Source organism: Niveispirillum sp. FG156, from assembly GCF_057809555.1.
In genome coordinates, this window is the sequence record NZ_JBMDKE010000004.1 from 172,722 (window position 1) to 194,014 (window position 21,293).

Annotated in this window: 25 protein-coding genes; 17 read left to right on the top strand and 8 right to left on the bottom strand. The window is 64.5% G+C overall.

Translation table 11 applies throughout. From position 1 onward, the window contains the following. Window positions 1–40 precede the first annotated feature (40 nt). The 3 genes from ACODSP_RS04230 to pdxY all read right to left on the bottom strand — a co-directional run bounded on the left by ACODSP_RS04230 (window position 41) and on the right by pdxY (window position 1,998). Window positions 41–532: a Rid family hydrolase gene (locus ACODSP_RS04230; RefSeq protein WP_488964381.1), complete on the bottom strand. Its 492-nt coding sequence runs from the start codon at window positions 530–532 to the stop codon at window positions 41–43. Between the two features lie 114 nt (window positions 533–646). Continuing rightward, on the bottom strand, window positions 647–1,051 hold the full coding sequence (locus tag ACODSP_RS04235; RefSeq protein ID WP_488964382.1) for a hypothetical protein: 405 nt from the start codon (window positions 1,049–1,051) through the stop codon (window positions 647–649). Between the two features lie 86 nt (window positions 1,052–1,137). Beyond that, a complete protein-coding gene (gene pdxY, locus ACODSP_RS04240) occupies window positions 1,138–1,998 on the bottom strand; it encodes a pyridoxal kinase PdxY (RefSeq protein WP_488964383.1) in 861 nt (286 codons plus the stop codon). A 181-nt stretch (window positions 1,999–2,179) separates the two neighbouring features. Here pdxY and ACODSP_RS04245 point away from each other — a divergent pair, with 181 nt between their 5' ends. Together ACODSP_RS04245 and ACODSP_RS04250 are read left to right on the top strand one after the other, a co-directional pair. Further along, window positions 2,180–3,880 carry a methyl-accepting chemotaxis protein gene (locus ACODSP_RS04245; RefSeq protein ID WP_488964384.1) on the top strand — a complete coding sequence of 567 codons (1,701 nt, stop codon included), beginning with the start codon at window positions 2,180–2,182 and terminating at the stop codon, window positions 3,878–3,880. Between the two features lie 175 nt (window positions 3,881–4,055). Next, a complete protein-coding gene (locus ACODSP_RS04250; protein WP_488964385.1) occupies window positions 4,056–4,919 on the top strand; it encodes an HpcH/HpaI aldolase/citrate lyase family protein in 864 nt (287 codons plus the stop codon). Window positions 4,920–5,108: 189 nt separating this feature from the next. On the opposite strand, the gene ACODSP_RS04255 is transcribed toward ACODSP_RS04250, so the two are convergent. The 3 genes from ACODSP_RS04255 to ACODSP_RS04265 form a co-directional block, all read right to left on the bottom strand. Beyond that, on the bottom strand, window positions 5,109–6,920 hold the full coding sequence (locus ACODSP_RS04255) for an ABC-F family ATP-binding cassette domain-containing protein (RefSeq protein WP_488964386.1): 1,812 nt from the start codon (window positions 6,918–6,920) through the stop codon (window positions 5,109–5,111). Window positions 6,921–6,922: 2 nt separating this feature from the next. Continuing rightward, entirely contained in the window at window positions 6,923–7,561 is a 639-nt protein-coding gene (gmk, locus tag ACODSP_RS04260; protein ID WP_488964387.1) for a guanylate kinase, read from the bottom strand. A 150-nt stretch (window positions 7,562–7,711) separates the two neighbouring features. Beyond that, complete coding sequence (locus ACODSP_RS04265; RefSeq protein ID WP_488964388.1) at window positions 7,712–8,644, bottom strand: YicC/YloC family endoribonuclease; 933 nt, start codon at window positions 8,642–8,644, stop codon at window positions 7,712–7,714. 87 nt (window positions 8,645–8,731) lie between these two features. Between ACODSP_RS04265 and ACODSP_RS04270 the strand changes: the two genes are divergently transcribed. Beyond that, entirely contained in the window at window positions 8,732–9,493 is a 762-nt protein-coding gene (locus tag ACODSP_RS04270; RefSeq protein WP_488964389.1) for an SDR family NAD(P)-dependent oxidoreductase, read from the top strand. Window positions 9,494–9,609: 116 nt separating this feature from the next. Here the strand turns inward: ACODSP_RS04270 and ACODSP_RS04275 are convergent, their stop codons facing one another. Beyond that, entirely contained in the window at window positions 9,610–10,425 is an 816-nt protein-coding gene (locus tag ACODSP_RS04275) for a hypothetical protein (protein WP_488964390.1), read from the bottom strand. Between the two features lie 126 nt (window positions 10,426–10,551). Between ACODSP_RS04275 and ACODSP_RS04280 the strand changes: the two genes are divergently transcribed. The 14 genes from ACODSP_RS04280 to ACODSP_RS04345 all read left to right on the top strand — a co-directional run bounded on the left by ACODSP_RS04280 (window position 10,552) and on the right by ACODSP_RS04345 (window position 20,914). Continuing rightward, a complete protein-coding gene (locus tag ACODSP_RS04280) occupies window positions 10,552–11,214 on the top strand; it encodes a Fe2+-dependent dioxygenase (RefSeq protein ID WP_488964391.1) in 663 nt (220 codons plus the stop codon). A 122-nt stretch (window positions 11,215–11,336) separates the two neighbouring features. Beyond that, window positions 11,337–12,086, top strand: a complete 750-nt coding sequence (locus ACODSP_RS04285; RefSeq protein WP_488964392.1) for a phosphocholine cytidylyltransferase family protein — start codon at window positions 11,337–11,339, stop codon at window positions 12,084–12,086. A gap of 236 nt (window positions 12,087–12,322) precedes the next feature. Beyond that, window positions 12,323–12,835, top strand: coding sequence for a MarR family winged helix-turn-helix transcriptional regulator (locus tag ACODSP_RS04290; RefSeq protein WP_488964393.1), 513 nt, complete (start codon window positions 12,323–12,325; stop codon window positions 12,833–12,835). A 217-nt stretch (window positions 12,836–13,052) separates the two neighbouring features. Continuing rightward, the gene (locus tag ACODSP_RS04295; protein ID WP_488964394.1) at window positions 13,053–13,496 is read left to right on the top strand and encodes a protein tyrosine phosphatase family protein; all 444 of its coding nucleotides are present in this window, start codon (window positions 13,053–13,055) and stop codon (window positions 13,494–13,496) included. A 99-nt stretch (window positions 13,497–13,595) separates the two neighbouring features. After that, window positions 13,596–14,006, top strand: coding sequence for a hypothetical protein (locus ACODSP_RS04300; RefSeq protein WP_488964395.1), 411 nt, complete (start codon window positions 13,596–13,598; stop codon window positions 14,004–14,006). A gap of 311 nt (window positions 14,007–14,317) precedes the next feature. Beyond that, window positions 14,318–14,998, top strand: coding sequence for an energy transducer TonB (locus ACODSP_RS04305; protein WP_488964396.1), 681 nt, complete (start codon window positions 14,318–14,320; stop codon window positions 14,996–14,998). 53 nt (window positions 14,999–15,051) lie between these two features. Beyond that, window positions 15,052–15,945: a MotA/TolQ/ExbB proton channel family protein gene (locus ACODSP_RS04310; RefSeq protein WP_488964397.1), complete on the top strand. Its 894-nt coding sequence runs from the start codon at window positions 15,052–15,054 to the stop codon at window positions 15,943–15,945. Between the two features lie 2 nt (window positions 15,946–15,947). Continuing rightward, a complete protein-coding gene (locus ACODSP_RS04315) occupies window positions 15,948–16,391 on the top strand; it encodes an ExbD/TolR family protein (RefSeq protein ID WP_054167047.1) in 444 nt (147 codons plus the stop codon). A gap of 44 nt (window positions 16,392–16,435) precedes the next feature. Then, a complete protein-coding gene (locus tag ACODSP_RS04320; RefSeq protein WP_488964398.1) occupies window positions 16,436–16,867 on the top strand; it encodes an ExbD/TolR family protein in 432 nt (143 codons plus the stop codon). A gap of 173 nt (window positions 16,868–17,040) precedes the next feature. Further along, window positions 17,041–18,327, top strand: a complete 1,287-nt coding sequence (locus ACODSP_RS04325; RefSeq protein WP_488964399.1) for a tetratricopeptide repeat protein — start codon at window positions 17,041–17,043, stop codon at window positions 18,325–18,327. 121 nt (window positions 18,328–18,448) lie between these two features. Beyond that, entirely contained in the window at window positions 18,449–18,748 is a 300-nt protein-coding gene (locus ACODSP_RS04330; protein ID WP_054167049.1) for an energy transducer TonB, read from the top strand. A gap of 96 nt (window positions 18,749–18,844) precedes the next feature. After that, on the top strand, window positions 18,845–19,048 hold the full coding sequence (locus tag ACODSP_RS04335; RefSeq protein ID WP_054167050.1) for a twin-arginine translocase TatA/TatE family subunit: 204 nt from the start codon (window positions 18,845–18,847) through the stop codon (window positions 19,046–19,048). Between the two features lie 134 nt (window positions 19,049–19,182). Further along, window positions 19,183–19,719: a MarR family winged helix-turn-helix transcriptional regulator gene (locus ACODSP_RS04340; RefSeq protein ID WP_488964400.1), complete on the top strand. Its 537-nt coding sequence runs from the start codon at window positions 19,183–19,185 to the stop codon at window positions 19,717–19,719. A 1-nt stretch (window position 19,720) separates the two neighbouring features. Beyond that, complete coding sequence (locus ACODSP_RS04345; RefSeq protein ID WP_488964401.1) at window positions 19,721–20,914, top strand: DUF2336 domain-containing protein; 1,194 nt, start codon at window positions 19,721–19,723, stop codon at window positions 20,912–20,914. Window positions 20,915–20,949: 35 nt separating this feature from the next. Here the strand turns inward: ACODSP_RS04345 and ACODSP_RS04350 are convergent. Next, a partial coding sequence (locus tag ACODSP_RS04350) for a transposase (protein WP_488964402.1) occupies window positions 20,950–21,293 on the bottom strand: 344 nt, incomplete at its 5' end.

A 21,293-nucleotide genomic window follows, 5' to 3' on the forward strand; every position in this document is an offset into this window, starting at 1 on the left:
GCGGATTACGGCTTTGCCTAATCCGCGCTACGAACGCCCCTCAAGGTGCTACCGCTCCGTCCTTCTTCTTCGGCAACTTGGCGACCAGCTTGATCTCCGTGATGCCATTGTCGGGCACCAGACGGGTGATGCCGATGGCGGTCCAGGCGGGGAAGGGCGCCTTGATATACAGGTGCTTTACTTCCTTGAAGGCCGGCATCTGGCCCGGAATGTCGGTGTGATAGCTGGTCATTTCCACCACATCGTCCCAACCTACGCCGGCGCGGCCCAGGATGATGCCCAGCCGGTCCATGGTGCGGGTATAGGCAACCTTCAGATCGGTCTCACCGGGGCGCAGGGCCGCCACCACGCCGGACAGATAGACGGTATCGCCCGTCACCACCGCATCGGAAAAGCCCCATTCCGTGAACAGGGCCTTCACCCGTTCATCATCGGGCATGATCACGGTGGCCTCATTCCGGGCACCGGCCAGGGCCGGCAGGCAGGACAGGCCGCAGGCCAGCAGGGCCAGGGCAAAACCGCGCTTCATCATCACACACTCCGTCCTTTTCGTTGCCTCAATCGCTGAGGTTAAGGACGAAGCCGATAGCAGAACTGGTTTTGCCTGACAGTTACGGTGTGTAACGGGCCTGTGACGGGCGGCCCGTCAGGACAGGCTGACCGTCAGGTCGCAGGAGGTGGAGCCGATGCCGCGATTGAAGAAGCGGATGACCATGCCGCCGGCATCGCGCACGGCCAGCACCTGATTCTGGCCGGGGCCCAGCGACAGCTGCCGGCCCGTGGCGGCCAGCGTGCTTTCCGTGATGGAATATTCCAGAATGCAACGCTTGTTGCCCTTGTTCTCAAAGGTCACGTCGCCGGGGCCGGGGATTTTGAACTCAAAGCTTTTACCGGTGTTGAAATCGACGCGGCCCTGGCAGGGATTGCCCTTCTGCACCTCGCACCCGAACTCTCCCTGCGGGCCGCGCTGCACGGCGGGTTGGGCCTGGATGGATGGCACGGACAGCAGGCCCGTGATCAGGGCAAGGCTGGCAAGGGTCAGGCGGGACATCCGTTCGGCGCTCCTAAGGCGGCAGGGTCATCAGTTCAAATAGACAAGCGGCAGGGGTGCTGCAAGCCCCGCACCATGCACGCGCATCAGTCCACGCGGCTGGCGCTGAAAAAGCGGGAAGGGTGAACAAGCTGATCTTGTGCCGCGATGATCTGCAATTCCCGCTGCCCGGCATCACGCGTGGCCTTGAACACTGCATAGATGGCAGACGCCGCATGCGACAGGGCCAACTGCCCATCACCGGTTTCCAGGAACTTCGCCAGGAACAGGGCAGCGACACAATCACCGGCCCCATTGGGCAGGGGCGACAGGTCCAGGCGCGGCGTGGCGACCAGGAAGGCCCCATCCGGCCCGTCCAGCAGCATTTCGATACTGTCATCGGGCGCGTCGCTGCGCGTCAGGCTGGTCACCATCACCCAGCGCGGGCCCAGTTTGCGTGCCGCCTTCGTGGCCGACAGGGCCGATGACAGGTCGGTGACGGTGTGGCCCGTCAGGAATTCCAGCTCAAACTGGTTGGGTGTGATGATGTCGGCCTGGGGCACGGCGCGGTCGCGGAAGAATTCCGGGATGCCCGGCCGCACGAAGAACCCGCGCCCGACATCGCCCATGACAGGATCGCAGCAGTAGATAGCGTCCGCATTCCCCAGCTTGGCCCGTGCTACGGCGGACAGGACGACATCGCCAAGCGCCGCATCACCCATATAGCCGGTCAGGACGGCATGCACCCCGTCCATGGCCCCGCGTGCCTCCACCCCCTTCAACACATCGGCAATATGGTCGGGCGGCAGCACCATGCCCGTCCACGCGCCATAGCCGGTATGGTTAGAGAATTGCACTGTATTGACGGCGATGGCATCAAACCCCAGCCGTTCCAGCGGAAAGACGGCGGCGCGGTTGCCGACATGGCCGAAGGCGACATGGGACTGGATGGTCAGGATGGTCCGCACTTCCCTTAACCCCTTCAACGCTGGCGTCAGCTTCCTTGCTACGCCCGGCAGCAACAGCCCTTCAATGGCAAAAGCGTGTGGGGGACACTGTGCGGTGCGTCACTGTGTCCATGAAGGATACGGCGTCAGTTAGCGGTCTCAGCGCCCGTTCGGGCTAATCCATATGAAATGAGTGCGTTCCATGCGCATGTTGCGTGATGCCAAGATCAAGACCCGCGTGCTGATCGGTTTCGGGGTGCTTCTGGTGCTGCTGGTCGTGCTGACCGGCATCGGCGTGCAGAAGGTCAGCCTGATCAACGCCAGCCTGACCCAGATCAACGACGTGAACAGCGTCAAGCAGCGCTATGCCATCAATTTCCGCGGTTCGGTGCATGACCGGGCTATTGCGTTGCGCGATGTCGTGCTGGTCGATCCGTCGAAGTTCGATCTGGTCGTGAGCGATATTCGCAAGCTGGAAGCCGCCTACGCCACCTCCGCCAAGGCCATGGACGAGATGTTTGCGGCCCGCAAGGACATCCTGCCCGACGAACGGCAGATCCTGGCGTCGATCAAGGAGATCGAGGCCAAGACCCTGCCCGGCATCAACAAGGTGATCGAGCTGCGCCAGGCCGGCAAGGATGCGGACGCGCGGGAACTGCTGCTGTCCACGGTCCGGCTGGATCTGTCGGAATGGCTGCTGCGGATCAACCGCTTCATCGACAAACAGGAAAAGGATAATGGCCTGATCGGTGATGCCACGCGGGCACAGGCGCGTGGCTTTTCAGAGCTGATGCTGCTGGTCTGTGGCATCTGTCTGGTGCTGGGTGGTGGCATGGCCTGGTGGGTGGTGGGGTCGCTGGCCCCGCTGCGCCGCCTGACGGATGCCATGCTGCGTCTGGCCGATGGCAACCTTGCCACCGACATCCCCGATAATGAGGCCGCCAACGAGGTGGGCGACATTACCGGCGCGGTGCAGGTGTTCAAGACCAACGCCATCGAGGCCGACCGCCTGCGCCGCGAGCAGGCCGCCGCCGAGGAACGCGCCGAACAGGCCCGCAAGGCCGAGATGCAGGCCCTGGCCCAGCGGTTCGAGGATGAGGTGAGTGCTGTCGTGGCCGCCGTCGGCACCTCGTCCGATCATATCAAGCAATCCGCCGAACTGCTGCTGACCACCGCCGGTGCGGCGGAGGAACGCGTGGACACGGTGGAGGCATCGTCGGGTCAGGCGACGGAGAATGTGCAGGCCGTGGCGACGGCGGCGGGGCAGCTTGCCGCGTCGATCCAGGAGATCGCCCGCCAGATCGAGGATAGCGCCGACCGCACCCGCCGCGCCGCCGAACAGGCCAGCCACACCAACAGCCTTGTCGATGGTCTGTCGGTGAAGGCCGACCGCATCGGGGAGGTGCTGGGCCTGATCAGCGATATTGCCAGCCAGACCAACCTTCTGGCCCTTAACGCCACCATTGAGGCGGCGCGGGCGGGAGAGGCCGGCAAGGGCTTTGCCGTTGTCGCGTCGGAGGTGAAGAACCTGGCCAGCCAGACGGCGCGCGCCACCGAGGATATCGCCCAGCGCATCGCGGAAATCCAGGCCGCAACGGGCGAGGCGGTGAAGGCCATCAAGGAAATCGGCTCCACCGTGGAACAGGTGAACCAGATTTCCACCTCCATCGCGTCTGCCGTCGAAGAACAGAACGCCGCCACCACCGAGATTGCCCGCAGCGCCCGCCACGCCTCCAACGGTGTGGAGACCGTGACCATGGCGGTGGTCGATGTGCGAGAGGGCACGGCCCAGACGGGGGTGGAATCGAAGGCACTGCTGACCGCGTCCGCCGAACTGACCGACCATGCCGGTGCCTTGAAGGCGCAGGTGGACCGGTTCCTGGCATCGGTGCGGGCCGCGTAAGGGTTTGGCAGGTTTACGTTGAAGCGCCGCCCCCCTTCGTCATCCCGGCGAAAGCCGGGATGACGAGATAGGGTGATTAGACCTGAACATTACAGCCCCTGATCTTCACCCTCCGTTGCCGGGGCCAGCCTTCCTCGGGTAGGTTGGCCCCGTTCTTCATTTGGGATCAGGCATCATGCATATACGCCCCCGCCGTTCCGCCCTTTACATGCCCGGCGCCAATGCCCGTGCCCTGGATAAGGCGCGCTCGCTGCCCGCCGATGTCCTGATCCTGGATCTGGAAGACGCGGTGGCCCCGGATGCCAAGGAGCAGGCGCGGGCCCAGGTGATGGCGGCGGTGCATGAAGGCGGTTATGGCAGCCGGGAACTGGTGATCCGCGTCAACGGCCTGGACACGTCCTGGGGTCATGCCGATCTGGTGGCCGCCGCCACGTCAGGTGCCGATGCCGTCCTGATCTGCAAGGTGGACAGCGCCGAAGGTGTGCGGCAGGCCGACCGCGTGCTGCGCGCCGCCGGGGCGCCCGACAGTCTGCGCCTGTGGGTCATGATGGAAACCCCGCGCGCCATGCTGGCGGCGGGTGACATTGCCGGGGCGTGTGCGCGCATCGACTGTCTGGTGATGGGTACCTCGGACCTGACCAAGGATCTGAACGCGCTGGCCACCCGCGACCGGCTGCCCATGGTGACCAGCCTGGGCCTGTGTATGCTGGCCGCCCGCGCCTATGGCCTGACGGCGCTGGACGGGGTGCATGTCGACCTGGAGGATGAGGAGGGGTTGGCAGCGTCGTGCCGCCAGGGCCGCGAACTGGGCTTCGACGGCAAGACCCTGATCCACCCCAAGCAGCTTGCCACCGCCAATGAGGCGTTTGCGCCGTCGGTGGATGAGGTCGCCCGCGCCCGGCGGATCATCGCGGCGCATGCCGAGGCGGTGGCGGGTGGCAAGGGTATCACCCTGGTTGATGGCAAGCTGATCGAGGCGCTGCATGTGGAGACAGCGCGGCGGGTGGTGGCATTGGCCGAGGTGGTGGGGGTGGGGTGAGGGGGCGACGCCCCCCGATATCGCCCCCCCATCGTCATCCCGGCGGAAGCCGGGACCCAGGGGCCGCAGGATGAACGTTAAACACCGCGTCGATTATTGTCGCTGAAAGGTTGGGCGCATGGCCCCTGGGTCCCGGCTTTCGCCGGGATGACGAGGAGAGCGGGGATGCAAAGGGAAATCTCGCACACCTTACCCCTCCAACTCCTCCTTCAGCGCTTCCAGCTCCAGCCAGCGTTCTTCGGCTGCTGACAGGTCACCCTGCGCCGTCGACAAATCCTCGCTGGCTTTGGCAAAGCCTTTGGGGTCTTTGCTGTAGAAGGCCGGGTCGGCCATCTTGGTGTTCAACTGGACGATCTTCTTTTCAAGCGTCGCCATCTTGCCCGGCAGCTCTTCCAGCTCCCGGTTTTCCTTGAAGGACAGTTTCTTCTTGGCCTTCGGCGCTGCCGGTGCGGCGGTGACCGGTTTGGCGGCGGCCTTGGCCGCTTCCGGCTCCTCGGCCTTGCGCTGGATCAGATAGTCGCTGTAGCCGCCAGGATATTCCGACACGTCGCCATCGCCTTCGACCGCAATGGTGCTGGTAACCAGCCGGTCCAGGAAATCGCGGTCGTGGCTGACCAGCAGCAGGGTGCCGTCATACTCCGACAGCACCTCTTCCAGCAGGTCCAGCGTGTCCATGTCCAGGTCGTTGGTCGGCTCGTCCAGGACCATCAGGTTGCTGGGCTGCGCGAACAGCTTGGCCAGCAGCAGGCGGTTGCGTTCACCGCCCGAGAGGGCGCGCACCGGCTGTTCCATCATGGACGGATCGAACAGGAAATCCTTCAGGTAGCTGGAAATATGGCGCGGCTTGCCACCCACCCAGATATTGTCGCCGCCTTCGGGCAGCAGCACCTGTTTCAGGGTGTCGTTGGGGTCCAACTGTGCCCGGCGCTGATCAAAGACAATGGTCTGCAGGTTGGTGCCCTGGCGGATCGTGCCGCTATCGGGCGCGATCTCCCCCATCAGCATCTTCAGGATGGTGGATTTGCCGGCCCCGTTCGGGCCGATCAGGCCGACCTTGTCGCCTCTCAGGATGCGGGTGGAGAAGTCGCGACAGATGACGCGCTCCCCGGCATCGCCCATAAAGCTCTTGGAGATGTTTTCGGCTTCTGCCACCAGCTTGCCGGAACTATCCCCCTCCGCCACCGCGAAATTCACCTGTCGCGACTTGATGCGGTCGGTCCGTTCCTGGCGCATGTCCTGAAGCCGGCGGACGCGGCCCATGTTGCGGGTGCGGCGACCGGAGATGCCGCCTTCCCACATCCATTTCAACTCGGCTGCGATCTTGCGGTCCAGCTTGTGGAAATTGGCTTCCTCTTCCTTGAACACCTCGTCGCGCCAGGTTTCGAACTCATTGAAGGGTCGTTCCGTGGTGCGCAGCACGCCGCGATCCAGCCACAGGATGCGCTTGGACAGGTTCTGCAAAAAGGTGCGGTCGTGGGAGATCAGCAGCAAGGCCCCCCGGAACTGCTGCAACTCCTTTTCCAGCCACAGGATGGTGGGGATGTCGAGATGGTTCGTCGGCTCGTCCAGCAGCAGCACATCCGGTTCGTCAACCAGGGCACGGGCCAGCGCCGCACGGCGCGATTCCCCGCCCGACAGGGTGGCGCAGGCACGGTCGCCGGGCAGGTCGAGCGCTTCCAGAACCGCATCGACACGGTACTGCATCGGCTCCGCCTGACCGCCGGCCACGAAATCGGCCACGGTGGGGTATTTCGAGAAATCAGGCTCCTGCGCCAGATAGGCAACGCGCGCACCGGGTTGCAGGAACCGTTCGCCCGTGTCGATGTCGATCTCGCCGGCCAAGCATTTCAGCAGGGTGGATTTGCCCGACCCGTTGCGGCCGACCAGGGCGATCTTCTCCCCCCGCGCCACCGACACGTCGATGCCTTCGAACAGGGTGGTGGAGCCCAGATGGACCGAGGCACCGGCCAGAGAGATGAGGGCGGGATTGTTGGGGGCCATGATCAGTTACCCTTGCCCACCTGAAGTGAGCGCACAAAATCCGACAGCCCCACCTGACGGCGACGCTTCAGGCGTTCGGCCTTCAGGATGGCCTCCACGGCGGCCACCGATTCCTGAACGTCCTTGTTCACGACGACATAGTCATATTCCGACCAATGGCTCATCTCGTCATTGGCCTTGGACATCCGGTGCGCGATGACCTCCGCGCTGTCCTGGGCGCGGTTGGTCAGGCGGCGTTCCAGTTCGGCGGCGCTGGGCGGCAGGATGAAGACGCGGACCAGATCGGTACCGGCGCTGTCGGAGAGCTGCTGCGTGCCCTGCCAGTCAATGTCGAACAGCACATCGCGCCCGGCGCGCATGGCATCCTCCACCGGCCCGCGCGGCGTGCCATAGCGGTTGCCGAAGACATGGGCATGTTCCAGCAGTTCCTTGCGCGCCACCCGCGCCTCAAACTCCGCATGGTCCACGAAGTAATAATGCACGCCCTCCTGCTCCCCCGGTCGCATGGGGCGGGTGGTCAGGGACACGGACATGGACAGGTTGCCGTCACGCGTCAGCAATTCGCGCGAGATCGTGGACTTGCCGGCACCGGACGGGGAGGAGAGGACCAGCATCAGGCCACGGCGATGGATCAGGGACATTTCGGGGACTGCCAAAGGGGGTGGGGGTGGGGTGGGAAAATCGCAGGTCAGGTCGAGCGCGGCGCGCGAGCCCTGACAGCAAAGGCTTTCAATCCGCTTCTGTCAGGGCTCGGCTTGCGCCTCGACCTGACCTACGGGTTCCAACGGGTATCACTCGATATTCTGCACCTGCTCGCGGAACTGCTCGATCACGGCTTTCAGTTCCATGCCGATGCGGGTCAATTCGACATCGGCGGATTTGCTGCAGAGCGTATTGGCCTCGCGGTTGAATTCCTGACACAGGAAATCCAGCCGGCGGCCCACGGCCCCGCCATCGCGCAGCATGGTGCGGGCCTGGGAGATGTGGGCGCGCAGCCGGTCCAACTCTTCGCGCACGTCGGCCTTGCTGATCAGCAGGGCGGCTTCCTGGGCCAGCCGATCCTCCGCCACGGGCGGCACGGCGTCCAGCAGGGCCTGGATCTGGCCGCGCAGCTTGGCGCGCAGGGCCTCTGGCTGAAGCGACGATGTCGCGGCGGCGGCGTCCGTCAGGCGCTCAATCTCCGCCAGATGATCCAGCAGGACGGCGGCCAGATGCGCGCCCTCGTCCGTGCGGGCTTCCACCAGCCGGTCGATGGCGGTGGCGACGGTGGCGGCGATGGCCTGTTCCAGGGCCAGTCGGTCTTCCTCCGTCTCGCGCGGCTCCGCGCTATCGATGACGCCGCGCACCGACAGCAGCGTGTCGATGGCGGGCGGCGGCGCGTCCGGTCCACCGATCTCCCGCGCCAGTTCCAGCACCTGGGCCAGCAATTCGCGGTTGATGCGCAGGGCGCCGGCATTTTCCAGCCGCGTCAGGTTGACGGCGACGTTCACGTTGCCACGCGTCAGCCGGGCCTCCACAGCGGTACGGATGGCGGGTTCAACCCCGTCCAATCCTGCGGGCAGGCGGCAGCGCAGGTCGCGGCCCTTGCCATTGACGCTGCGCGCCTCCACCACCCATTGTGCGCGCTCGTTGGAGCCGTCGGCCCGGGCGAAGCCGGTCATGGAAGTGACAGCGCCCTTGCCATTGGCGGGGCCGGTCTTGCGGGCGGCGGGATTTTGCGTCACATCAGGCTCGATCTTTGGGGCGGCTGAAAGGCGGTTTATATCGCTCCGTCGCCCCAGCAACAAGGTTTCCACCGGTCGAGGCCCGTCATGCGTGATCCGCGCGTCATATTCATCACGGGTGCCTCGTCGGGCATCGGGGAGGCGCTGGCCCTTTCCTATGCGGCCAAGGGCATCCGGTTGCTGCTGACGGGCCGCGATGCGGGGCGGCTGGCGGCGGTGGCCGGGCGTTGCCGGGATCAGGGGGCGGATGTGGTGACCACCATCATCGACGTCACCGACCGCGCGGCGCTGGCCGACTGGATCGTGGCGCGGGATGGGGAGGTGCCGGTCGATCTGGTCATCGCCAATGCCGGTATCTCGGCGGGCACGGGCGGCGGGGTGGAGACAGAAGCCCAGGCCCGCGCCATCTTTGCCACCAATCTGGACGGGGTGTTGAACGCCATCCACCCGCTGATCCCCGCCATGGTGGCGCGGGGGCGGGGACAGATCGCGCTGATGTCCTCGCTGGCCAGCTTTCGCGGCATGGCGGGGGCGGCGGCCTATTGCGGGTCAAAGGCGGCGGTGCGGGTTTATGGAGAGGCGTTGCGCGGCGATCTGGCCCGGCATGGCATCGGGGTCAGTGTCATCTGCCCCGGATTTGTTGTCAGCCGCATGACGGCGGTTAACCGCTTCCCCATGCCCTTCCTGATGGATGCCGACCGGGCAGCGCGCATCATCCGAAGCGGGCTGGCGGTGGGGAAGGGAAGGGTGGCCTTTCCGTTCCCCACATATGCCGTGTCCTGGCTGCTGGGCGTGTTGCCGCCAGCACTAGTGGACAGGGTCCTCGCACGGGCGCCCCGCAAGGGGTGAAGTCGTCCTGTCGTAGCGCGGATTAGCGGAGCGTAATCCGCGGGAACCTGGTCGCAAGCGTCGCTCCGCGGATTACGCTCCGCTAATCCGCGCTACATATGGCCCATACCCTACAATCACCGCACGCGCGACAGGGCCAACTGCGCCTTGGAGGTCTGGACGGACAAAGCATCCAGCGCGACCGGCAGGGTGGCCGGGCGCAGGGCGGTGGGGTAGGCCTTGAGCAGCAGGTCGATGGCCGCCGTCACATCCGCCGGCAGCGGCACGCCGGCCTTCACCAGGGCTTCGGACCGCACCTTGGCCGTGACGGCAAAGCCGTAGCCGTCCAGATAGGGCTCAAACTCGGTATTGGCGCTGGCCGAGCGGTACTGGCGCGCGGCGCGTTCGATCATGCCGGCCAGCAGCTTGGCCTGCACGGCCTTGGCGCTGTCGCTGCTTTTCGGGGCCTTGGCGGCGGTGGTGTCCAGGGCAGCCAATACCGTCTTCACGGCCTTTTCCACCTGCGCCACGGGCGCGTTGCCCAGCGCCAGTTCCGATGCCTTGCTCATCTCGTCCTGGAACGGCTTGGCACCCTGGGCCGTGAAGACCGGTTCCAGATCGATGTAAATTTCAGAGATCGGGTGGGCGAACATCTCACCCGCCGCCTGATGCCGGTCCGCCTTATAGGCGGCAAGGCCGGCATGATAATGCGCGGCGGTCACATCCAGGGCGGAGATGAAGGCCACCGGGTCCTTGGCGGCGTCTTCGGCGGACACGCCGCCCTCGCCACCCTCTCCGCCTTCACCCCCTTCACCGCCCTCGCCACCCTGGGCGACCTGCATGGCGATGGCGCCATCCTGGTGCCAAGGGGTCGCCGTATCGGCCAGGGCGGCGCTGCCAGCCAGAACCGAAAGGCCGACGCCGACCCAGAGACGGGGTTGAAGCTTGATCATGGACCCAACGCTCCCATGCATAGAATATAAGGGTGAGGTGGGGCGGGACCGTGCCATGATGCCCACTCAATTGCAAGTCATTCGCAGTCTTAACCGTTCGCCTTTCCCCGCGCGGAGTGTCGCATCATGATCCTGCCCATCGCCAATGTCCTGACACCTGATGAGTTGGCGTTGATGGCGGAGCGATTGGGGGCGGGGCGGTTCCAGCCGGGCGCGGCGACGGCGGGATGGCACGCCAAGCTGGTCAAGGATAATGAGCAGCTGCGGGGTGACGACCCGGCCCATGGCGACCTGCGCGCCATGGTGGAGGCGGCGGTGCGCCGGCATCCTGTGGCCGCCATGGCGACCCGTCCGCAGCGTTTCGGCCCTATCCTGTTCGCGCGTGCATCGGGCGGGCAGCATTATGGCAGCCATGTCGACGACGCCCTGATGGGCGGTGTGCGCACCGATATCTCCTTCACCCTGTTCCTGGCCGATCCCGACAGTTACGAGGGCGGGGAACTGGTGATGGAGACATCGGCGGGGGATGTGGGTTTCAAGCTGCCGGCGGGGGCGGGGCTGTTCTACCCCTCCACCACGCTTCACCGGGTGACGCCGGTCACTGCGGGACAGCGGCTGGTGGCCGCAGGGTGGATACGGTCCTTTGTGCGCGACGCGGCGGAGCGGGAGCTTCTGTTCGACCTCGACACGGCGCGGCAGGGGATATTCAAACGCGACGGTAAAACGGCGGAATTCGACCTTCTCTCCAAATGCCTGTCCAATCTGATACGCAAATGGGCGGAGGATTGAGGGCGGGCAGGGGCGTTGGCCACGAAGCCGCTTGTCATCCCCGTCCTTTCGCGGCAATGTCCGCGGCATTTTTCGGGAAGCGGCCGGCGTGACCGGTCGTCCTTTGTGGAGCCTGGGTCAAAGTGAAAGCCATCATTCTGAGCGCCGGCCAGGGCAAGCGTCTGATGCCCCTGACGGAAGACCGGCCGAAATGCCTGATCGACCTGTCGGGCCGTACCCTGCTGGAATGGCAGATCCGGGGGCTGGCTGCGGCTGGCGTGACAGAGGCGGTGGTCGTCACGGGCTTTCGCGCCGACCGGGTGGAAGACGCCCTGGCCGGCATGGATGTGGCGGGCATCACGACCCGCACGCTCTATAATCCTTTCTATGCGCTGGCCGACAATACGGCCAGCTGCTGGGTTGCGCGGGCAGAGATGGAAGGCCCGTTCCTGATCTTGAATGGCGACACCTTGTTCGAACCGGAGATTGCCAGGCGCCTGCTGTCCGGGGCGAAGAAGCCGATCACGGTGACCATCGACGCCAAGGACGGCTATGATGCCGACGATATGAAGGTGCGTACCGACGCCGACGGCAACCTGATGCAGATCGGCAAGACCCTGCCGCTCGACATCGTGAACGGCGAAAGCATCGGTTTCCTGTGCTTCAGTGCGGAGGGTGGCAAGCGTTTCGCGGCGGAAGTAGAGAAGACCCTGCGCACACCGGAAGGTCTGCGCCGCTGGTATCTGTCGGTCATCGACACCATCGCCAAGGCCGATGGCAGCGTCGGGACCGTCTCCATCCAGGGTCTGGAATGGGGCGAGATGGACTTCCCCGCCGATGTCGACAGCAACCGCGCCCTGACGTCGGGCTGGATCGACCGCGCGGCCGGCTGATACGCTCCAGCTTTCAGTTCCTCAGGCGCCGGCGCCGCATCCGCGGCTTGGCTGCACGCGGCACGGGCCGCGCGGCGGCAGTCGCCGCCTGAGCGGTTTTCCAGTCAAAGGAAAACCGCTCTCAATGCCCCGGATATGGTTGGACCACGGAACATTTAATTGATCCGTGTCAATGCGGGACCCCGGTGATGCGGTCAGGATGTGAGCATCCAATGACCAGTCACCAGGGGCCAGCCATGCCGAACAGCACTTTCCGCTTCCGTGCCGAAGACGCCATCTCCCTCAACCTGATGGATCTCGCCAACATCATCGCGCATCAGTGCGAGGAGATGCTGGCCGAGGCCGGCCTGACGGCACCACAATGGACGGTGCTGATGAATGTGGCCGGCGATGCCAATTTCCAGGACGGGGCCCGCACCCATGAGGGCATCTTCTCCTCCGAGATCGCATCGGCCCGTGGCCTTTCCCGCCCGCACATCTCCGCCACCGTCACGGAGCTGATTCGCAAGGGTCTGATCAGCCAGCAGGACGACCCGCAGGACCGCCGCCGCAAGCTGCTGCGCGTCACGCCGGAAGGGCTGGAGATGCTGCGCCGTCTGCAGCCCAAGCGTCAGGGCATCAACGACATGCTGCTGCGCGACCTGACGCCGGATCAGCGCCAGCGCATGCTGGACCTGCTGGTCACCGTCCGCCGCCGCGCCCGTGGCATCGCCGACCAGGGTACCACCCCCTTGCGCATTGCCGGATGATCCCCAGATAGGAGCCATGTCCGACTGTCGGGGCCGGGCTGGGTTGCATCAGTGCATGTTGCGGCGCAACAGAACCTGCCTATTTATACATCGCAGGTGCGAACAAAAGCGGCGGAATCAGAGCAGCCTTCACCAAGGACCTGACACCGCCGCCTCAAATTCGCCCTTTTCGGTCGGTCATAAGTAGCTCGCTTTCACTCTTTTGCGCGGGGTCGTCATGGCTTTGGATGTACGTCCTCTGGTCGATGGTCTGTCGGTCTCGCCGCAGGTGACGGAGCAGGATATCCGCGACGCGCACGTCGCTGGTTTCCGCACCATCATCAACAACCGCCCGGACGGGGAGGAGCCAGGGCAGCTCTCCTCCGCCCAGGCAGGTGCTTTGGCCCGTGAACTGGGCCTTACCTATATCTATCAGCCGGCCACCGGCCCGACGCTGGAGCTTGTGGCCCCTGATTTCGGGAGTGCGCTGGCCACGGCGCCCAGCCCCGTTCTCGCCCATTGCCGGTCGGGCACGCGCTGCACGATTCTGTGGGCGCTCGCAGAAGCGAAAGCCGGAAGCCGCAACGGCGAAGCAATATTACGCGCTGCCGCGGATGCGGGATACGATCTGTCTGCTTACGCGGGAATTATCGACCGTTACACACAATCGCGGGCAGAATAGTGCCCTTCGGGTGCTTTAGGGCATTGTGTTGACCGCAACGCTGTGAGAGTGTCGCTTCCGGTTCGGCCCTGGTGCCGATTGGTGGAGGCGACACACGACATGATGCGCGGCTGGGCCCATGGGCTCCTCGCTCTTCTGTTCCTGGTCATGGTGGTCCTGGGCGGTATCCTGCCCCGGAACGTAAACCTGTCTTCCGCCAATCTGCCCCTCCCGATTACCGCGAATTTCCTGACCGGACAGGCGCTCCCGGCCAACCCGACGCACGATCGTGGCGTTGAGGTGGCGGCTGCTTTCTCCCGTCCTGTCGGCCATGGCAAGCGTGAACGTGATGCTGGTGGTGGTGACCCTGTCCCGCTGCCCACCCTTCTCGTTGTTGCCATTGCCCTGTTCTACGCGCTGCCCCTGCGTGGCAGCGACGTGGCACGCGCCCTTCGCATCGGCTTGACGCCGGAAGGGCGCCATCGGGAGGCCGGGCGCTGCCCGACCGGCCCGCCGGCTTTCGCCGGATAAAGAGAAGACGGGTGGGCATCGCGCTTGGTCGTGCCTGATCCGTCCGGATACCCAACCCGAACTGGCTTCGGCCTGCCTTCCCGGTAACGGGAAAAATGGCCAAAGTCCCTCGCCTCCGATGCTGTACCGCCGGCTGGCCGCCATACCTTCCCTCGACCGGGCGGGTTGTGGTCTCGCGGTGATGCGGCCCATGGCCCGCACTGAGGGTCAAGATAAAAAACCGGGTTTTTAACGAAGTCCGGCGGGTGTCTTGACCTTCAATGTGTGCTATGGCGGAAGCCCCATCCCCCTGTGGATCGAGTGACCGACCGATGTCCTACCTGTCGCAATCGTCTTATCGGCGGCAACAGCCGCAGAGTTCAGGGCGGTTGGTTGGCATCGCGGTGGTTATTCTCTTGCACGTCGGGGTGATTTACGCGCTGGCTACTGGCTTGGCTCAGAAGGTGGTCCATGTGATCGCCGATCCGATCAAGACAGAAATCATCGAGGAAATCGCACCGCCGCCGGAGGAAACGCCCCCGCCGCCCCCGCCGCCCAAGTTCGATACGCCCCCGCCGCCGTTCATTCCGCCGCCGGAAATCCAGATCGCCCAGCCGCCGCCCGCGGCAAACGCGATCCAGGCAACGACGGCAGAACGTCCGCCGGTTGTTCAGCCGCCGGGACGCCCTGTTGAGCGTCCGGCTCCCCCGCCGACGGGTGGCAAGATCGATGTGAAGAGCCTCGCGAAGAACCGGCCTGAGTATCCCGCTCAGTCGATCCGTCTGGAGGAAGCTGGCACGACCGTGATGCGTCTTTTCTGCAACGCGGACGGCCGTATCTCCGACGCCACGATCGAAAAGTCGAGCGGTTTCGAACGCCTGGATAACGCCTGGATGAAGGAAGCCAAACGTGGCCGGTGGAAGTGCGATCCGCCGACCGTTAATGGCCAGCCCCAGGGCGCCTGGATTCCGAGCATGGTCCCGCTCACCTTCCGCCTTGAAGATGCGCGTTGATCCTCTCGCATCGACCGATAATCGAAACACGTAAGTCTGAAAGCAGAGCTACGATGAACAAGCTGTTCACCCTGGCGGGCATCAGCCGCCTCGCCGCCGCCGCCGCCGTTGCCGCCACGCTGTCGGCCCCGGTCTTCGCCCAGTCCACGACCCCGGCTGAGCCGGCTCCGGCCGCCACCACCGAGGCTCCGGCTGCTCCGGTCGCCGACACCGCTGCCGCTCCGGCTCCCGAAGCTGCCGCCCCGGCCGCCGAAGCCGCCCCCGAGGCGACTGCGAACCCGTACGGTCTGAAGGCCATCATCGATCACGGTGATCTGGTCGCGAAGAGCACTCTGGTCCTGATGCTGATCATGTCGGCCGGCACCTGGTACATCTTCGTCACCAAGCTGATCGAGCAGTCCAAGCTGATGGCCCAGGCCACTGCCGCTGAGAAGAACTTCTGGACGGCTGCTTCGGTTACCGAAGGTGCGACCCGCCTGAAGGAAAATTCGGCTTTCCGCGGCGTTGTTGAAGACGGCCTGCGCGCGACCGAGCATCATGACGGCGCCCTGACGGACCATATCGACCTGCACGAATGGGTGACCATGTCCCTGCAGCGTTCGGTGGACTCCGTGAACGCCCGTCTGCAGGGCGGCCTGTCCTTCCTGGCTTCGGTCGGCTCGACCTCTCCGTTTATCGGTCTGTTCGGTACGGTGTGGGGTATTCTGAACGCCCTGGTGGCTATCGGTCTGTCGGGTCAGGCGTCGATCGACAAGGTTGCCGGCCCCGTCGGTGAAGCACTGATCATGACCGCCATCGGTCTGGCCGTCGCCGTTCCCGCCGTGCTGGCCTATAACTGGCTGACCCGTCGTAACAAGCTGGTCATGGACCGTCTGCGTAACTTCTCCGCCGATCTGCATGCCCTGCTGATCGCCGGCCAGAAGTCCAAGACGGGCCGGAGCGCCTAACCATGGGGATGAGCGTCGGCCCCGCCAATAGTGGCGAAGACTCAGTGGTGTCGGAAATCAATACGACGCCGCTGGTGGACGTGATGCTCGTTCTGCTGATCATCTTCCTGCTGACCATTCCGGCTGCCATCCAGACCATCCCCGTGAAGCTCCCTGAGGAGTCGAACGTGGTGACTGTGACGAAGCCGGAAAACGTGACGATCGGTGTCGATCCGGACGGCAACATTTATTGGAATGCTGCCCAGTTGCCGGATTACAACGCGCTGTTCGAGCGGATGAAGGAAGTGGCGGTGCTGGTTCCGCAGCCTGAGATCCACATTCGTGGTGACAAGGAAGGGCGGTACGAGTTCGTTGGCAAGGTCGTCGTGACCTGCCAGCGGGCTGGCATCCTCAAGATCGGCTTTATCACCGAGCCTCCTGCCGGGGCGCTGAACGTCAAGCGTTGACGCTCAGCATTCCCCCCGTCGGGAATGAAGGATAGGAGGCCCCCATGGGCATGAGTGTTGGACCAGGCGCCGAGGACGGGTCCGTCTCGCCGGAAATGAACACCACGCCGTTGATCGACGTGATGTTGGTGTTGCTGGTGATGCTCATCATCACCATTCCGGTGCAGACCCACGCGGTGAAGCTGGATATGCCGGCGGGTCCGCCCCCGCCGCAGACGAACGTGGTCGAGCCTGAGATCATCACTATCGAAGTCGATTTCGATGGCACCGTGATCTGGAACGGCACCGTTCTCAGCAGCCGTGAGGAAATGGAGCAGCAGATGACGCTGAAGGCCGCGCAGCAGCCGCAGCCGGAAGTGCATCTGCGTCCGAACAAGCTGGTGAAGTACAAGTACGTGGCGGCTGTTCTGGCGTCCGCTCAGCGGCTTGGCCTGAACAAGATCGGCATGGTCGGTAACGAACAGTTCATGGACTGATCGGTACCAGATGATAGGGGAAAGGCGGACCTTCACAGGTCCGCCTTAAACCTGCCTACTTGACCTGATTGCATGGACATGCGGCCAGATGGCTGGCCGTAAGACAACCCGTCGGACGGGACCCATCGCGAAGAGACACGCGATCCTGTGCGACCGATACCGAGATAGAGACAATGATCCGCACTCGTCTTTTTACCGCCGCCCTGTTGGGTTCGGCCCTGGCCTTTGGCTCCTTCGCCGCCGTGATGGCACCGTCCGAGGCCTTTGCGCAGAAGGCTGGCGGTGAGAAGAAGGAGAAGGCCCCGACCGGTGATACCGTTCGCAAGGAAGTGGGCGAGCCGCTGACGGCCGCTCAGGAGCTGATGAAGGGCAAGAAGTTCAAGGACGCCCTGGCCAAGATCAAAGAAGCCGACGCGGTCGCCGACAAGACCCCGTTCGAAGACTTCATGGTCGAGCAGATGCGCGCCATCGCCGCCTATCAGGCCGGCGAACTGGATGTTGCCGAGAAGTCTTTCGAAGCCGTGTTCGCCACGGGCCGCTTCCCCGCCGCCCAGCAGCTGACCTTCACGCAGGCGCTGGCGCAGGCTTATTATCAGCAGCGCAACTACACCAAGGCCATCACCTGGACCCAGAAGTACTTCACGGGTGGCGGCAACGACGCCAATATGCGCACCCTGCTTTTGCAGTCCTATTACCTGGGCAAGGATTATCCGAACGCCATCAAGGAAGTCAGCGCCAAGATTTCGGCGGTTGAGAAGTCCGGTGGCACGCCGGATGAGAAGGACCTGCAGCTGTTGGCCGCCGCCAACAATGAGAGCAAGAACGAAGCCGGCTACATGGGCGCGCTGGAAAAGCTGGTGCGCTATTATCCCAAGCGCGATTACTGGCTGGACCTGCTGCTGCGTACGCAGCGCAAGCCGGGTTTCGCCCGCGACCGTCTGGCGCTGGACAGCTATCGCCTGATGAACAAGATCGGTCTGCTGGATACTTCCGGCGACGTCATGGAAATGGCCCAGCTGTCGTTGCAGGCTGGCAACCCCGGTGAGGCCCAGGCCATCATCGACAAGGGCTATGCCGCCGGTCTGCTGGGCAAGGGTCCGGAAGCCGAACGCCAGAAGCGTCTGAAGGACGTTGCCACCAAGCAGGTTGCCGACGACAAGAAGGCTCTGGCCCAGACCGAAACCGAAGCTCTGGCCGGCGCCAATGCCGGTCCGATCCTGCGCGTTGCCGAGGCCTATGCCGGCTATGGTCAGTTCGACAAGGCCATCACCCTGGCCGAGGCCGCCATCGCCAAGGGCAATCTGAAGAACCCCGACGATGCCCGTCTGCGTCTGGTGACCTACTATTTGGACGCCGGTCAGAAGGCCAAGGCCGAAGCCACCGCCAAGGCCATCAAGGGCACGGACGGTCCGGCCGATATGGCCCGTCTGTACCTGCTGAACGCCGCCAAGGCGAAGTAAGCCTGAGGGGGCGGCCGGCTACCGGTCGCCCTTTTCGCATGTCTCCCTGTCATCCGCGCGGAAGACACGACGTTTTCCACGTCCCCCGGTGACATTGCCGCCGGGAATCCCTGGACGCACCATGTCGGATATGGAACCCACTTTCCGCCCCCGGCTGCAATATCCCGAACGCGCCTTGCGTCTTCGGCGCGAAGGCCGTGTCATTGTCGAGTTTCGGATCGGCAATGATGGCGCGCCGCAGGATGTGCGGGTCGTGGAGGCCGTGCCGCCGGGCCTGTTCGAACAGTCGGCGCTGCGTTATGCCGCTGGTCTGCGCTATCATCCCGATGAAGGCCGTCCCCCGCATCCTGCTGAAGCCATGCGCCGCGAGCGCGAGCGTCAGAGGCTGGAAGTTCGTTTCGAGATGCGTGGACAGGCCTGATCCACAATCTGTCGCGGATATATCTTTCAAACCGGCTGCGGATTTCCTATCTGTAAGGCGTCGCGTTGAAGCGGGCCGTCAAACTGGAGAATTTCCATGGGCGCCATGAGCCTCTGGCACTGGATCATCGTTCTTGTCGTCGTGCTGCTGGTTTTCGGCGCGGGCAAGCTTCCGAACGTCATGGGTGACATGGCCAAGGGCGTTAAGGCCTTCAAGAAGGGTCTGAAGGAAGGCGAGGAGGAGGCAGCAGCCGATCCCAAGCTGACCGAGAACAAGCCGGGTGAGAACGCGCCCCGCTGATCCATCGCTGCTGCGATTGGACATGGGTAAGGCCGGCCCCGCCTCTCGCGGGGACCGGCCTTTGTTTTTGCGGCCCCCGAAGCCTGGGTGCTACTCTGGCCGCCGATGCCGGCTGCATGGACGGGGAGGGGCGATTGGGTGACGGTGTGGATGTGGAACGGACGGGCTGTCTGATGCCCGCTCCGTTTGCGGGTATCCACGATCTTCCCCGCCTGCTGGAACGGCTGCACCGCCGGTTCCTGGACGTGGTCCGGATCGAACTGGAGCGGCTGGAGAGCGCTCATGTCACGCCGGTGCAGGGGCTGATGCTGCTGACCATCGGCGATAGCAGCCCGACCGTGCAGGAACTGATCGAACGGGGCCATTATCTGGGCGCGGCGGCCGCCGGCAATCTGCGCGCCCTGGTGCAGGCCGGTCTGGTGCAGGGGCCGGGGCCGCAGGATGACCGCAGGTCGGCGCGGCTGTGCCTGAACGATGCCGGTATGGCGCTCTGCCGTGAATTGCGGCGGGTGGAGATGGGCCATGTCTTGGCCCTGGCCCGCGATGGGGAGGGGGAGGCTGAGTTGATGGCTGCCTACCGCCTTCTCAATCGGCTGGAGCAATCCTGGGCGGATGTGATCCGTGCCGATGCGATTGATGCCGGGCTGGTGTTGGCCGGTGGGGAGGTCTAGGGTGAAACACGACAAGCCGACGGCCCTGACCCCCGCCGATGTCGATCAACTGGCGCAGGACCGCTCCCCCGAGGCCCGTATCCAGATGCTGTCCAAACTGCTGCGCACCGCCGAGCAGGCGGTTCTGGCCGAGTCCGGTCAGGCGCTGGTGCAGGATCTCCTGCACCGTCTGGCCCGCGACGCGGTACAGCAGGTGCGCGAGGCGGTGGCCTGGCAGATCTATAATAGCCCCTTCCTGTCCGACGGTTTGGCCCGCGATCTGGCATTGGACGTCACGTCTGTCGCCTTTCCCCTGCTTCGGCATGGGGAGGCGGTGGGGGATGAACTGCTGCTGGAAGTGATCGGGCAGGGGCGGGCTGATAAGCAGATGGCCATCGCCGCCCGTCAGACCCTGTCAGAGGTGGTATCGGGTGCCCTGGCGGCGGTTGGGAACTTGGCCGTGGTTGCCACCCTGGCCGGGAATGAGGGGGCGGCGCTGTCCGATGCCTCGCTGCTGTCCCTGGCCGACCGCTATGCCCATGTGCCGTTGGTGGCTGAACCGCTGGCCGGGCGCGCGACGCTGCCGGCCAGCGTCGTGGAGCGACTGGTGGCGCATGTGTCGGACAAGGTACGGGCCCATCTGGTAGAACGGCACCGGCTGTCGCCCGTGATTGCCGCCGAACTGGCGGCGCATGGAAGGGACTCCGCAACCCTGGCCCTGCTGCGGCCCGTATCCAAGCCCGGCATGGATGGCGACGCCCTGGCCGTGCATCTGCATGAACAGGGACGGCTCAGCGTGGCGCTCCTGCTGCGCACGCTCTGCGCCGGCGATTTTGATTTCTTTGCGGCTGGCATCTCCACGAAGTCGCGCGTGCGCAAGGCCAATGCCATGGCCCTGCTGCTGGACGGCAAATGGGATGGCATGAAGGCCCTGCTGGACCATGCCCATGTGCCCAAGCACCTGTTTGCGCCCTTCCAGGTGGCGATGCGGGTGGCCAAGACGCTCGGCTATCGCGGGGGTGCGGAGGGGCGCGACGCGTTCCAGACCCAAGCCCTGGGCCGCATCTATGCCGAATGCGGACAGTCGGAGGAGCGGGCCATGGATAACCTGCTGCTCCAGCTGTTCGACCGCAAGGATGACGATATGGTGGATACCGCCATGGATGTGGCGGGCATGCCGTTCATCCCGCTGCGGGGCAACGTGCCGAAGAAGTGAGGAAATGGTGTCCGGGGAACCTTATACCAAGAGCCTTAGGTTTTGCCCCACGCCCAGTCTCTGGTTCCAATTGACATGATCCGGTTTGGATCGTTGCTGATGAAGCGCCAAGCGTCTTGGCAAGCGTCCATGATGGCGTCGTGACTGTCCCATACACGGGCGCTGAGTTTGTTTCCGCGCAGGTAATCCCAGACATTTTCCATGGGATTGAGTTCGGGTGCATAGGGCGGCAGCGGCATCAAGGTGATGTTGGGGGGCACGATCAGGCGACCGCCTGGCTGATGCCAGCCTGCGCCATCGCAGACCAGCAGAGCATGGGCGTTGGTCGCCACCTGGGTGCTGATCTCGTTCAGATGGTGGTTCATCGCTTCGGTATTGA